This window comes from Allobosea sp. RCC_152_1 (genome assembly GCF_041360765.1).
GTDB classification, from domain to species: domain Bacteria; phylum Pseudomonadota; class Alphaproteobacteria; order Rhizobiales; family Beijerinckiaceae; genus Allobosea; species Allobosea spartocytisi.
Genome location: NZ_JBFUPU010000002.1, coordinates 630080 through 642089 on the forward strand (window position 1 = coordinate 630080; position 12010 = coordinate 642089).

Annotated in this window: 15 protein-coding genes and 1 other RNA gene; 13 read left to right on the plus strand and 3 right to left on the minus strand. The window is 67.6% G+C overall.

Going from position 1 to position 12010, the window contains the following annotated elements; all coding sequences use genetic code 11:
- Window positions 1-113 precede the first annotated feature (113 nt).
- From ssrS to AB6806_RS09405, 3 genes are all read left to right on the plus strand, one after another.
- Window positions 114-270: non-coding RNA, 6S RNA (ssrS, locus tag AB6806_RS09395), on the plus strand.
- Window positions 271-276: 6 nt separating this feature from the next.
- A complete protein-coding gene (locus AB6806_RS09400) occupies window positions 277-864 on the plus strand; it encodes a 5-formyltetrahydrofolate cyclo-ligase (protein WP_370954511.1) in 588 nt (195 codons plus the stop codon).
- Between the two features lie 54 nt (window positions 865-918).
- Window positions 919-1740: a TIGR00282 family metallophosphoesterase gene (locus AB6806_RS09405; protein WP_038359615.1), complete on the plus strand. Its 822-nt coding sequence runs from the start codon at window positions 919-921 to the stop codon at window positions 1738-1740.
- A 67-nt stretch (window positions 1741-1807) separates the two neighbouring features.
- Here the strand turns inward: AB6806_RS09405 and AB6806_RS09410 are convergent, their stop codons facing one another.
- Window positions 1808-3211 (minus strand): methyl-accepting chemotaxis protein, encoded by a 1404-nt coding sequence (locus AB6806_RS09410; protein ID WP_185747948.1) that lies wholly within the window; start codon window positions 3209-3211, stop codon window positions 1808-1810.
- A 227-nt stretch (window positions 3212-3438) separates the two neighbouring features.
- Between AB6806_RS09410 and AB6806_RS09415 the strand changes: the two genes are divergently transcribed.
- Window positions 3439-4185 carry a YebC/PmpR family DNA-binding transcriptional regulator gene (locus AB6806_RS09415; RefSeq protein WP_038359618.1) on the plus strand — a complete coding sequence of 249 codons (747 nt, stop codon included), beginning with the start codon at window positions 3439-3441 and terminating at the stop codon, window positions 4183-4185.
- A gap of 131 nt (window positions 4186-4316) precedes the next feature.
- Here AB6806_RS09415 and AB6806_RS09420 read toward each other — a convergent pair whose 3' ends face one another.
- The gene (locus tag AB6806_RS09420) at window positions 4317-5096 is read right to left on the minus strand and encodes a sulfite exporter TauE/SafE family protein (RefSeq protein WP_038359620.1); all 780 of its coding nucleotides are present in this window, start codon (window positions 5094-5096) and stop codon (window positions 4317-4319) included.
- Between the two features lie 154 nt (window positions 5097-5250).
- On the opposite strand from AB6806_RS09420, the gene ruvC reads away from it, so the two are divergent.
- The 5 genes from ruvC to AB6806_RS09445 are packed head-to-tail and all read left to right on the plus strand — an operon-like array spanning window position 5251 to window position 8492.
- Window positions 5251-5766, plus strand: a complete 516-nt coding sequence (ruvC, locus tag AB6806_RS09425) for a crossover junction endodeoxyribonuclease RuvC (protein ID WP_112764481.1) — start codon at window positions 5251-5253, stop codon at window positions 5764-5766.
- A 23-nt stretch (window positions 5767-5789) separates the two neighbouring features.
- Window positions 5790-6407, plus strand: a complete 618-nt coding sequence (ruvA, locus tag AB6806_RS09430) for a Holliday junction branch migration protein RuvA (RefSeq protein WP_038359624.1) — start codon at window positions 5790-5792, stop codon at window positions 6405-6407.
- The gene (locus tag AB6806_RS09435) at window positions 6404-6901 is read left to right on the plus strand and encodes a hypothetical protein (protein ID WP_051987577.1); all 498 of its coding nucleotides are present in this window, start codon (window positions 6404-6406) and stop codon (window positions 6899-6901) included. The genes ruvA and AB6806_RS09435 overlap by 4 nt, the downstream gene beginning before the upstream one ends.
- A 23-nt stretch (window positions 6902-6924) precedes the next feature.
- A complete protein-coding gene (ruvB, locus tag AB6806_RS09440; RefSeq protein ID WP_051987631.1) occupies window positions 6925-7950 on the plus strand; it encodes a Holliday junction branch migration DNA helicase RuvB in 1026 nt (341 codons plus the stop codon).
- Window positions 7947-8492, plus strand: a complete 546-nt coding sequence (locus tag AB6806_RS09445; RefSeq protein WP_142021949.1) for a DUF3828 domain-containing protein — start codon at window positions 7947-7949, stop codon at window positions 8490-8492. The genes ruvB and AB6806_RS09445 overlap by 4 nt, the downstream gene beginning before the upstream one ends.
- Before the next feature lie 178 nt (window positions 8493-8670).
- Here AB6806_RS09445 and AB6806_RS09450 read toward each other — a convergent pair whose 3' ends face one another.
- Window positions 8671-9183: a hypothetical protein gene (locus tag AB6806_RS09450; protein ID WP_038359630.1), complete on the minus strand. Its 513-nt coding sequence runs from the start codon at window positions 9181-9183 to the stop codon at window positions 8671-8673.
- Window positions 9184-9306: 123 nt separating this feature from the next.
- Here AB6806_RS09450 and ybgC point away from each other — a divergent pair, with 123 nt between their 5' ends.
- The 4 genes from ybgC to AB6806_RS09470 all read left to right on the plus strand — a co-directional run bounded on the left by ybgC (window position 9307) and on the right by AB6806_RS09470 (window position 11885).
- Window positions 9307-9711, plus strand: a complete 405-nt coding sequence (gene ybgC, locus AB6806_RS09455) for a tol-pal system-associated acyl-CoA thioesterase (RefSeq protein ID WP_370954512.1) — start codon at window positions 9307-9309, stop codon at window positions 9709-9711.
- A gap of 55 nt (window positions 9712-9766) precedes the next feature.
- A complete protein-coding gene (locus AB6806_RS09460) occupies window positions 9767-10426 on the plus strand; it encodes a TetR/AcrR family transcriptional regulator (protein ID WP_038359635.1) in 660 nt (219 codons plus the stop codon).
- A 92-nt stretch (window positions 10427-10518) separates the two neighbouring features.
- On the plus strand, window positions 10519-10977 hold the full coding sequence (locus AB6806_RS09465; protein ID WP_038359637.1) for a DUF2852 domain-containing protein: 459 nt from the start codon (window positions 10519-10521) through the stop codon (window positions 10975-10977).
- Between the two features lie 185 nt (window positions 10978-11162).
- The gene (locus tag AB6806_RS09470) at window positions 11163-11885 is read left to right on the plus strand and encodes a GAF domain-containing protein (RefSeq protein WP_370954513.1); all 723 of its coding nucleotides are present in this window, start codon (window positions 11163-11165) and stop codon (window positions 11883-11885) included.
- Window positions 11886-12010: the final 125 nt, after the last annotated feature.

Below are 12010 nucleotides of genomic sequence, written 5' to 3' on the forward strand. Positions count from 1 at the left end.
CACTCACGCACCACGGCCAAAATATGAACAACTTCATGAGCCGCCTGCGAAATTCGGCTGGCGCCGGCAAAACGCCTCTGGCGCTTTGCCGGCGCGTTGCCTACATTGGTTGGGCGGGGCTGCCTGGTGCGTGCGAGACAGCATTCCCCGGGCCCATACGACTCCCTAGGGAGCTGTCCCTGACCGGGTCCCTGGATCCGGACACACGGCGCCCACCTACTTCTGTAGGTGTCCCGGGATTCAAAACTCCACGGCCGAGGTGGCTCCGCAGCCTTTATGACCAGCATGGCGTCCGAGACCCTTCCCCAGCCTTCCGCCGTCAAGGCGGCGCTACGCGCGTCGGCGCTCGCCCGGCGTGATGCGCTCGAGATCGACGACCGCCTCGAATGGGACCCCGACATCGCGGAACGGACGCTGGCTTTGCCGCTCTGGAATGCGGACGGCCCGGTTTCTGCCTATTGGCCGATGCGCTCGGAGGCCGATCCACGCCCGGTCCTGGAAGAGCTGCACCGGCGCGGCCTGCCGCTCTGCCTGCCCGCGATCGTCGCCGAGCGCATGATCTTCCGCCGATGGGCGCCCTATGAGCCGATCGTTCCGGGTGGTTTCGGCACACTCGTTCCGTCCCCGCAGCAGCCCGAGATCGCGCCGCGCATCCTGATCGTGCCGCTGGCCGCCTTCGACCGGCGCGGCTACCGCATCGGCTACGGCCGGGGCTATTACGATCGCGCGCTGGCCGAGCTCGGCCCGACCGTCAGCATCGGCATCGCCTATGCGGCGCAGGAGATCGAAGCCGTGCCCGACCAGCCGCATGACCGGCGCCTCGACTGGATCGTGACCGAGCGCGAAACCATCCGCTGCGGTTGATTCTGCCGGGCTTTCGGGCCACGGAGGAAGCATAACAGCCTGCGGACCGGTTTCATGCGTCTTCTCTTCCTCGGTGACATCGTCGGCCGCCCGGGCCGGATTGCGGTGCAGGAGCGCCTGCCTGCCCTGCGCGAAGCCTGGAAGCTCGACTGCGTCGTCATCAACGGCGAGAATTCCGCCGGCGGCTTCGGCATCACCGAGGCGATCTGCGACGAGATCCTCGCCGCCGGCGCCGATGTGATCACGCTGGGCAACCATTCCTGGGACCAGCGCGAGGCCCTCGTCTTCATCAACAGGCAGGACAGGCTGATCCGCCCGGCCAATTATCCGCCCGGCACGCCCGGCCGTGGCGCCACGGTCGTCGAAGCCCGCAACGGCGCCCGGGTGCTCGTCGTCAACGTCATGGGCCGGCTCTTCATGGACCCGCTGGACGACCCCTTCGCCGCCGTCGAGCGCGAGCTTGCCGCTTGCCCGCTCGGCGAGGTCGCGGATGCCGTCATCGTCGATGTTCATGCCGAGGCGACGAGCGAGAAACAGGCCATGGCCTATTTCCTCGATGGCCGCGCCAGCCTCGTGGTGGGTACCCATACCCACGCTCCGACCTCGGACACGCGCATCCTGCCGGCCGGAACCGCCTATCAATCCGATGCCGGCATGTGCGGCGACTATGATTCCGTGCTCGGCATGCAGAAGGACGAGCCGGTGCGCCGCTTCCTGCAGAAGGTGCCGGGCGCGCGACTGGAGCCGGCCACCGGCGAAGGCACGCTCTCGGGCATCGCCGTCGAGATCGACGACGCGACCGGGCTGGCCAAAGCCACTTGGGCGGTCCGCATCGGCCCGCATCTGAGCGAGGCCCTGCCCGGCTGGGCCGCCTGAGCCAAGGCTCGCTCGGTTAGATCTCCGCGCGTCCCAGCGGACCCATGAGCGGCGATCTATCTGCTTGTCATTGCAACCTATGATTCCGGAAAGCCGGCTCCGCTTTCCGGTCGGAAGCGACGGCGCGGGACTGCCGGATCAAGGTCTCGAAGGCCTCGCTCATGCCGGCCGCGTGCCGGGAGAGCGCGCCGGCGACACCCAGCACCTCGGAGACGGCATTGCCCGCCTCCTGCGCCCGCGTGCTCAGCTTGCCGATCGCATCGGCATTCGCCTCCGTGCCCACCGCGGCCTGATGCGCGCTGCGGGCGATCTCCTGCGTCGCAGCCCGCTGCTCGTCGATGCTGGCGGCGACGACCGACGCGATCCCGCTGACCTGGCTGACGAAAGCGACGATGCGTTCGAGCGCCGCGACCGCCTCGCGCGTCGCCGCCTGCATCGCCGGCACCTGCGCGGCGATCTCGCCTGTCGCCTGCGCCGTCCGGGCCGACAACTGCTTCACCTCCGTCGCGACGACGGCGAAGCCGCGCCCGGCCTCGCCGGCGCGCGCCGCCTCGATCGTGGCGTTGAGGGCGAGCAGATTGGTCTGGCTCGCGATCATCTGGATCAGCTCGACGACCGAGCCGATCGTGTTGGCCGAACGCGACAGGCTCTGGACGATCGCATCCGTCTGCTGCGCGGCCGCATCCGCCTCATGGGCCAGTTCCGAGGCGCGGACGACCTCCGCCGCGACGTGGTCGAGCGAGATCGACAGCTCGTTCGTGGCCGCCGCGACATTGCTGACATTGCTCGACGCGTCGTCCGCGGTCCGCACGGCCATGAAAGCCTGCGCGCTGGTCTCGCCGACGACGGCCTCCATGGTGGCGGCCAGGCTCTCGACCTTCACCGCGCCCGAGCCGACGGCGCCCACGACGTCGCGGACCGTGCCCTCGAAGGCTTCGATCTGCCGGCGCGTGGCGTCACGGCGGTCCTGCTCGACCAGCGCATAGGTCTCGAGGAGGAGCTCGAGGTCGAACTGGGCGGCCTTGGACAGGGCCGCACGCGTGGCGATCCCGGTATCGAGGCGCGTACGGCGCCAGCGCCCGCTCAGGCTCGTCAATCTGCGCTGGTCGAGTCCGAGTTCGGCGATCAGGGCGTTGACCACGATGCCGTGGCAGATGACGACCGCATAGATCGGGACGCCATGCTCGTGGAAAGCCGTCGCCAGGCTGCGGGCCGACTCCGTGAACCCTTCGCCGAAATCGCCCGAGGCCAACCGGATCCAGTGTGCCAGCCGTCGCTCGTGAACCTGCGGCTGGCTCAGCGCCTTGGCGATCTCGGGCCAGGGCGCGAACTGTTCGTGCAGTTGCGGCAGCAGCGAGGGCAGGCGTGCGCGCGCGAAACCCGCCAGCGCCGCCAGCAGCGCCAGGTCGCGCTCCGAGATCTGGAAGGCGCGAAAACGGTGCTCCTGCCCGGCGATCGTTTTGGTGGTCAAGGTGTCACTCGGGATGGCGGGAGCGGTAGCGGGGCGCGGGTCGGTACTGCCCTGAATGCTGCGCTTGCACGGTAAAGATTCATCTAATGGGAGGCTCGGACAGGGCCGCATCCCGCTTGCCTGCGGGCAAATCCGCCGCCTATAAGGCCGCTTTGCTGGATCGCTGGGCTGGAATGCCGCTCGGCCCAGGCGCGTTACGGATCAATCGCAGAAGGCAACGGAAGCCCATGGCCGGCCATTCACAGTTCAAGAACATCATGCACCGCAAGGGCAAGCAGGACGCGGTGCGTTCCAAGCTGTTCTCGAAACTGGCCCGCGAAATCACCGTCGCCGCCAAGATGGGCATGCCGGATCCCAACATGAACCCGCGCCTGCGCATGGCCGTGCTCGCCGCCCGGGCCGAGAACATGCCGAAGGACAATATCCAGCGCGCCATCAACAAGGCGGCCGGCGGCGAGGGCGATAACTATGACGAGGTCCGCTACGAGGGCTACGGCCCGGGCGGCGCAGCCGTCATCGTCGAGGCGCTGACCGACAACCGCAACCGCACGGCTTCCGCCGTGCGCTCCTACTTCACCAAGTCGGGCGGCGCGCTCGGCGAAAGCAACTCCGTCTCCTTCATGTTCAACCGCGTCGGCGAGATCAGCTATCCGCCGGAGGCCGGCGACGCCGACACCGTGATGGAAGCGGCGATCGAGGCCGGCGCCGACGACGTGATCTCCGACGAGAACGGCCACACCATCCTCTGCGCCTTCGACGCCCTGAACGAGGTCTCGAAGGCCCTCGAAGCCGCGCTCGGCGCGCCTGCCTCCGCGAAGCCCGTCTGGCGGCCGACGACCTCGGCCCCGCTCGACGAGGAGAAGGCCGCCTCGATGATGCGATTGATGGAAGCCCTCGACAACGACGACGACGTCCAGAACGTCTTCGCCAATTTCGAGATCGCCGACGACATCATGGCCAAGCTCAGCGCCTGAGGGGAGCCGGCTCGCTTCACGGCGTCATTCTCGGGCGAAGCGAAGCGCAGACCCGAGAATCCCGGGCCGAAGGAGGCTCTGGAGCCTCCCTGTCGATGAGATGCTCGGGGCGAGCCCGAGCATGACGCCCTTCAGCGCCCGATCATCGCATCCCAGAGCGGCAGGCTGACCAGGGCGCTGAGGAAGATCACCAGATAGGCGCCGCGCCGGAAGCTCGCCTCCGAGGCGAGGCGGAAGCCATGCACGCCGCCCCAGAAGCCGATCGCGTAGACGGCGAAAAGCGGCACCGCCGTCAGCAGCGCCTGCAGGGTGAGGATGCCCTTCCACCACAGCACCGCGCCGCTGATGAAGGTCGAGATCCCGAAAAAGGTCTGCAGGTTGGCACGCGTCTTGTGGCGGTCGTTGCGCTGCGCGCCGAGCCAGAACACGGCGAGCGGCATCCCGCCGATCGAGGCCATGCCGTTGCACAAGCCGGAGAGCGCGCCGACGCCGAGCGAGAGCGAGACGGTCGGCCGCCCGTGATAGCGCCAGCCCGAGGCCATCAGCCCGACGGCCGCCAGCACCAGCAGCGCCAGCACCCAGCGCATCGTTTCGCGATCGAGCCAGGTGAGCAGCCAGACGCCGGCCGGCAAGGCGAGCGTCGCGGTCACGAGCAGCGGCACGATCTCCCGCCATTCGGCCTGTTTCGCGCTCCGGGCAGCGACCGGCAGGGCCACGGGCAGGTCAATGAACCAGATCAGCCCCAGCGCCGCGACCGGCCCCAGCACCACCGAGGCGAGCGGCATGAACACCATCGCGAAGCCGAAGCCGGTGAAGCCGCGCACCAGCCCCCCCAGCAATGTGGCGGCGAGGAGAACGACGACGCCATCGCCGGCGAGAGCCGGAAAGAACAGGTTTTGTAGGCCGGACATCACGGGAGAAATGCGAGGAGGGAAACGAACTGCACCATGTCCTTGCCCGGCCGGAAAAGGAAATCGTCCTTTCTGATGTGTCCGATGAGGAGAATTCATCCATGCCGGCGCATCGCATGGGACAAATCCGAAACACCCGCTAGTTTGAGGCACCATGGCACCTCCGATTCGCATCCTCGGCATCGATCCCGGCCTCCGGAAGACCGGCTGGGGGATCGTCATCTCGGAGGGCAGCAAGCTCTCCTTCGTCGCCTGCGGCTGTATCGAGAGCGATGGCGCGCTGCCGCTTGGCGACCGGCTGCGGCAGCTTCACGAAGGCATCGGCAAGGTGATCGCCGCCCACAAGCCGCATGAGGCGGCGGTGGAGGAGACCTTCGTCAACCGCGACCCGCAATCGGCGCTGAAGCTCGGACAGGCCCGCGGCATCGCATTGGTGGTGCCATCGCTGGCAGGGCTGAGCGTGGCGGAATATGCCGCCAATCTCGTCAAGAAGACCGTGGTCGGCGTCGGCCATGCCGACAAGAAGCAAGTCCAGGCGATGATCCGCGTGCTGCTGCCCAAGGCCGAGACCAGCTCCGCCGACGCGGCGGATGCGCTGGCCGTCGCGATCTGCCATGCCCAGCATCGCGGCATGAGGGCCCTGGTCGCGCAGATGCGCGCGGCGGGCTGAATGACGGCCAGGGAATCCACACGATGATCGGCAAGCTCAAGGGCCTGATCGACTCCTATGGCGAGGATCACGTCATCATCGACGTGCAGGGCGTCGGCTATGTCGTGCAATGCTCCTCGCGCACGCTCCAGCGGCTTCCCAAGCCCGGCGAGGCGGCCGTGCTCTCGATCGAGACCCATGTCCGCGAAGATGCGATCCGCCTCTACGGCTTCATGTCCGATGTCGAGCGCGACTGGTTCCGGCTGATGCAAGTGGTGCAGGGGGTCGGCGCCAAGGTCGCGCTCGCCATCCTCTCGACGCTCGACCCCGGCGGCCTCGCCACCGCCATCGCCACCAATGACAAGGCGGCCATCGCCCGCGCGCCGGGCGTCGGCCCCAAGCTGGCGCAGCGCCTCTGCGCCGAGCTGAAGGACAAGGCGCCGGCCTTCGGCCATGTCGATCCGAGTCTCGCCCAGCTCTCCGGCGCACTCGAGGACAGGAAGCTGCCCCAGCCCGTGGCCGATGCCGTCTCGGCGCTGGCCAATCTCGGCTACCCGCAGGCCCAGGCCATCGCCGCGATCGCCGCGGCGGCGAAGGAGGCCGGGGACGGCGCCGGCACCGCCCAGCTCATCAAGCTCGGCTTGAAGGAGCTGGCGAAGTGAGCCCGGCCGGCGAGCCGGACGATCTCGAACTGCGCGTCGTCACCGACAAGGGCGAACTGCTCAAGATCATGATGGTGGCCTGGGGCTCGCACCGCATGATGATCGACCTCCACGTCTATGACGTGGCCGAGATCGACGCCCTCGGCCTCTACGAGCCGAACGGGCGCACCGCCGCGCTGGCGAGCTGGACGATCCGGGGCGAGACGGCCTATCTCTGCGCCCTGCATTCGCTGAGACCCGGCGAAGGCGTCGCCATCCGGATGCTCGATGCGGTGATCGCGGCCGCGAGAGCGGCGGGGGCGAAACGGCTCAAGGCCATGCTGACCAACGACAACATGCCGGGCCTCGTCTTCTATCAGCGGCGCGGCTTTCGGCTGTCCGGGCTTTATCTCGACGCGATCGACGCCTATCGCTCCGTCGTGCCGACCATCATCAAGACGGGATACAAGGACATTCCGATCCACGACGCCATCGAGCTGGAGATCGCACTGTGAGCGAACCCAAGCGCTCCGGGCTGATGACGGCCGAACGCCGCGAGGACGACAGCGAGACCTCGCTGCGGCCGCTTTCGCTGTCCGATTTCACCGGCCAGGCAGCGGCGCGCGCCAATCTCCAGGTCTTCATCAACGCCGCCCGCACGCGTGGCGACGCGCTCGACCATGTCCTCTTCGTCGGCCCGCCCGGCCTCGGCAAGACGACGCTGGCGCAGATCGTGGCGCGCGAGCTCGGCGTCAATTTCCGCTCGACCTCCGGCCCCGTCATCGCCAAGGCCGGCGATCTCGCGGCCCAGCTCACCAATCTCGAAGAGCGCGACGTGCTCTTCATCGACGAGATCCACCGCCTCAACCCGGCGGTCGAGGAAATCCTCTATCCGGCGATGGAGGACTATCAGCTCGACCTGATCATCGGCGAAGGCCCGGCCGCCCGCTCGGTCAAGATCGACCTGCCCAAATTCACGCTCGTCGGCGCCACCACCCGCGCCGGCCTGCTGACGACGCCTTTGCGCGACCGCTTCGGCATCCCGATCCGCCTGCAGTTCTACACCGTCGAGGAATTGCAGGGCATCGTCTCGCGCGGCGCCCGCGTGCTCGGCGTGCCGATGTCCGACGATGGCGCCAACGAGATCGCCAAGCGCTCCCGCGGCACGCCGCGCATCGCCGGGCGCCTGCTGCGCCGCGTGCGCGATTTCGCCATCGTCGACGGCGACCCGATCGTTACCCGCAAGGTCGCCGACAAGGCGCTCTCCCTGCTCGACGTCGACGCGATCGGCCTCGACCAGATGGACCGGCGCTATCTCACCACCGTCGCGATCAATTTCGGCGGCGGCCCGGTCGGCATCGAGACCATCGCCGCCTCGCTCTCCGAGCCGCGCGACGCGATCGAGGAGATCATCGAGCCCTTCCTGCTCCAGCAGGGCTTCATCCAGCGCACCCCGCGCGGGCGCCTGCTGACGCCGCACGCCTTCCGCCATCTCGGTATGCCCGAGCCCTCGCGCGAGACGGCGCAGTTCGGCTTGTTTGGAAACGACGAGGACGAGGCGTGAGGCAGATCCTTCGGAATGTCGCGCTGGCGCTCGCCCTGACCGGCCTGTTCGCCGTCCTGGCGGTTTCGGCTCGCGCCGGTGACGACGTGCCGCGCGGGCCGGTGGAAGAAGGCTACGCCATCACGATCAAGATGCTCGCCGCCAAGGGCAAGGCCCCGCCGCCGGCCTGGCGCCCGCCGCATCGCGACAAGCTGATGAGCAAGAGCCTGGCCGCGCTCTTCGCGCGCGACGACCTCTATCAGGAGGAAAGCGGCGATATGGGCCAGATCGGCGCCGACCCCTTCCTCAACGGCCAGGACGGCGAGATCAAGAAGCTGAACTTCGACACGATCCCGGTCGCGGCCGGAAAGGCAACGGTGCTGGCCAATTTCCGCAGCTTCGGCAAGCCCGTGACCGTCCAATTCCAGATGATCAGGGAGGACGGCGGCTGGCGCATCGACGACATCGTCAACCACTTCGAAGGCAAGGACTATTCGATCCGCGAGCAGCTCTCGCAGCCCTATGACTGCGGCTCCTTCATGAACAAGCCCTGCAAGCGCTGAGCGTCTGCAGGGCTCGATATGGCTGGAGCGTTCCGACCATTCTCGGAACTGCAGGTCATCCCGGGCTTGCCTCGGGATCCATCAAAGGGCTCCGGAGCATTACGACGGATCCCGAATCTGCGCTGCTACGCAGCTTGTCCGGGATGACGCCACGTCTCCGTCGGAAATCGGCACCCCGCTACGACTGACGCGCGATCTTCGAGCGCATCATCGCCGGGCGGGCGCCGGCATCGTTCAGCGCGCCGGACTTGACCGCCTTCGGGTTTTCGACCGGCCGCATGCCCTTGCCGGCCGTGCGGCTGGCGGGACGTTGCGCCGCGCTCTGGCGTTGTTTCAGTGCCAGCGCCTTGCGGGCGAGGCTGCGCTGGCTCGGAGCCTTTTCCTTCTCGGCCCGGCGCGTACGCTCGGCTCCGACGCGCTTCAGCGCCGCGGTCAGCGCGTCGGCCTTGGCCTTGGTGCCGCTGTTGTCGCTCGCCGGCTTCGCGCCTTTGGGCTCGGCCTTGCCGCGCATCTCGCGCTTCTGCCGGCGGGCACCGTCGCGCGCCTTGTCGCGGCGCTCGCGCAGCTTGGCGGCGAGATCGCGCAATTCATCGTCCGGAAGAGCACCGATCGCACCGCGCTGGGTGCGTGCGACGAGATCGAGCTCGGTCTTGTCGAGCAGCCGCGCGGTCGCCTTGCTGGATTGCGCCATCACTTGTCCTCCCATGGGTCACGCAACGGGTAACGCCGCTCCGGCTGAGCAGTTCCAGCCTTTCCGAAGCCGTATCGATTGGTCTATGGCAGCGGCAACCGTTCGATACCCCTCCGGAGCACCATGAGCAGGGTCCATCGCCTCGACATCCGCGTCTACTATGAGGACACCGACTTCTCCGGCGTGGTCTATCACGCGTCCTATCTGCGCTTCATGGAGCGTGGCCGCACCGAGCTCATCCGCGCGCTCGGCATCGAGCAGCGCGAGCTCTTCGACGGCGAGACGGCGCTGGGCTTCGCCGTCCGCAAGATGACGATCGACTTCCTGCGCCCCGCCGTGATGGACGACCTGGTGACGGTCGAGACGCACTGCACCGCCGCGCGCGGCGCCACCATGGATCTCGAGCAGCGCGTGCTGCGCGGCGAGGAGGTGCTGATCGGGGCGCAGGTCATGGTCGCCTGCATCGGCGGCGGCCGGGCACGGCGCATTCCCGACGGCTTGCGCAAGCGGCTGATGCTCGACGACTAACGCTGCCGCGCATGACCATCGACGTAAGGCCCACCCGCATGTTAGCGCTCTTAACATGAGCTGGAAGCGCGACAGACCCGAAACGCCCCGCGGCTATCACCACGGCAACCTCAAGGAGGAGCTGGTGCGGGCCGCGCTGGGGCTGATCGGGGAGAAAGGCCCGAACGGTTTCACCTTCGCCGAGGCCGCGCGCATGGCCGGCGTCAGCCCCGCCGCGCCCTATCGGCATTTCCGTGACCGCGACGAGTTGCTGGCCGATGTGGCCGCGCGCGGCTTCCAGGCCTTCGAGGCGTCGCTGTCGCGCGCCTGGGACCAGGGTCGCCCCGACCCCGAATCTGCCTTCCACCGGCTCGGCCGTGCCTATCTGGCTTTCGCCCATGACGAGCCGGCCTATTATTCCGCCATGTTCGAGGCCGGCGTGTCGCTCGATGCAAGCCCGGAATTGCGGGCCGCCGCCGACCGCGCCTTCGCCAATCTGCGGCAGGCGGCCGAGGCGCTGATCGCCCGGCTGCCGCAGAACAAGCGCCCGCCCGCGCTGATGATGGCGCTGCACATATGGGCGATGTCGCATGGCATCGCCGCCCTGTTCGGCCGCGCCGATGGCGGCCGGCGGCCGCTGCCCATGTCGGCCGCCGAGCTGCTCGAGGCGGGCATGCTGATCTATCTCCAGGGCCTGGGTATCGGCCCGGAAACCGCACCCCCACCCGCCGTCTGACGATTTTTCGCCGGCCATTCTTGACAAGCCGGACCCTCGCAAGCATCTATGTGAATGTGATTTACATTCACGTCGATGAGCGGAGGAGAAAGATGCCGATCGTCACGAAGCTTGACGAATACGGAAGAGGAGCCTGGATCGCCTTCGCGGTGCTCGGCTTCATCGTGTGGTGGCCGCTGGGTCTGGCGACCCTGGCCTTTCTGTTTGGGAGTGGACGCATGGGTTGCGGATATGCCGGAGACCGTTACGAACATCGGATGAGCCGCCTGCAAGGCAAGATGGACCGGATGCGCGAGCGCATGGCGGGCCGTGAGGGCCGCGGTTTCGGCGGCGGCTTCGGCGGCTGGGGCCGCGAGCCTTCGAGCGGCAACCGTGCCTTCGACGAGTACAAGGCCGAGACGCTGCGCCGGCTCGAGGACGAGCAGCGCGAGTTCCACGATTTCCTGGGCCGCCTGCGCATGGCTCGCGACAAGGCCGAGTTCGACCAGTTCATGAACGACCGCCGCAACAATCCGCCGGCCAATCCCCCGGCCCAGCCCGACGCGGCCTGATCAGCAGGCGTCATTGCTGAATGATCATCATGGCCCGCCCCGACATGTCGAGGCGGGCCTTTTATGGCTCGCTCGACATGGAAACAGCGTCGCGGCACGGCCCTCTCGCCTTAAGAAATCGTTAAGCGGCTATCCGCACAACTTGCGCGATGAAAGTCATCCCGCCTCACCTGCGCACGGATATCGTGAGCGAGCAGGCGCGCCTGGATGCGCTGGCTGATTACGAGGTGCTCGATACGCCGGCCGAGCAGAGCTTCGACAGGCTGACCCGCCTCGCGACCGATATCTTCGACGTGCCGATGTCGACCATCACCTTCATCGATGGCCATCGGCAATGGTTCAAGTCGCGGCAGGGCATGCAAGCCTGCGAAACCGAACGCGAGCCTGCCTTCTGCAACGTCACGATCCAGCATACCCGGCCGCTGGTCGTGCCGGATGCTGCGGCCGACGAGCGCTTTTCCGAGAATCCGTTCGTTCGGGGCGCCCCGCATATCCGCTTTTACGCCGGAATACCGTTACGTTCGCCTGCCGGCCAGGCGGTCGGCTCGATCTGCGCCATGGACAGGAAGCCCCGCGTTTTCAGCGAGCGCGACACGGCCGTGCTGGCGGAGCTCGCCGGCCTGGCCATCGACCTGCTCGAGATGCAGAAGCGATTGCGCAAAGCTGAATCCGGCGGGCGCGAAGCCCCGAAAAGCCGGGTTCTTCAGGCCGGCCGACTGCATTTCATGCGCAGCGCGATGGCTTGCACCATTCGCTCGCTGTCGAGCACCGAAGCATCCGTCGGCGTCATCGACGCGGCGGCCATCCCCGATCGGGTCGCCCTTGTCATCGACATGGAGGGCGTGTCGCGACTCTGCCGGGTAAGCGCGCGCAACCTAGGCAGCCTCGATCTGGCCTTCGAGAGCTGACGAGGCTTTTCGCGCGCATATTCGGTCGCCCGCGCTGATTCCCTCGTCGAACCGCCAGCCGCCTCGTCGGGGCCGATCATGGCAAAGGCCTTTCCGGCCCGCAGGGTCGCTTCCTGTCCTGCCGT

Excerpts from the sequence above, each read along its gene's own strand:
- AB6806_RS09405 (WP_038359615.1), top strand. The coding sequence starts at position 919 with ATGCGTCTTCTCTTCCTCGGTGACATCGTCGGCCGCCCGGGCCGGATT.
- AB6806_RS09415 (WP_038359618.1), top strand. The coding sequence starts at position 3,439 with ATGGCCGGCCATTCACAGTTCAAGAACATCATGCACCGCAAGGGCAAG.
- AB6806_RS09460 (WP_038359635.1), top strand. The coding sequence starts at position 9,767 with ATGAGCTGGAAGCGCGACAGACCCGAAACGCCCCGCGGCTATCACCAC.
- AB6806_RS09450 (WP_038359630.1), bottom strand. The coding sequence starts at position 9,183 with ATGGCGCAATCCAGCAAGGCGACCGCGCGGCTGCTCGACAAGACCGAG.
- AB6806_RS09420 (WP_038359620.1), bottom strand. The coding sequence starts at position 5,096 with ATGTCCGGCCTACAAAACCTGTTCTTTCCGGCTCTCGCCGGCGATGGC.
- ruvB (WP_051987631.1), top strand. The coding sequence starts at position 6,925 with ATGACGGCCGAACGCCGCGAGGACGACAGCGAGACCTCGCTGCGGCCG.
- AB6806_RS09465 (WP_038359637.1), top strand. The coding sequence starts at position 10,519 with ATGCCGATCGTCACGAAGCTTGACGAATACGGAAGAGGAGCCTGGATC.
- ruvA (WP_038359624.1), top strand. The coding sequence starts at position 5,790 with ATGATCGGCAAGCTCAAGGGCCTGATCGACTCCTATGGCGAGGATCAC.
- ybgC (WP_370954512.1), top strand. The coding sequence starts at position 9,307 with ATGAGCAGGGTCCATCGCCTCGACATCCGCGTCTACTATGAGGACACC.
- ruvC (WP_112764481.1), top strand. The coding sequence starts at position 5,251 with ATGGCACCTCCGATTCGCATCCTCGGCATCGATCCCGGCCTCCGGAAG.
- AB6806_RS09400 (WP_370954511.1), top strand. The coding sequence starts at position 277 with ATGACCAGCATGGCGTCCGAGACCCTTCCCCAGCCTTCCGCCGTCAAG.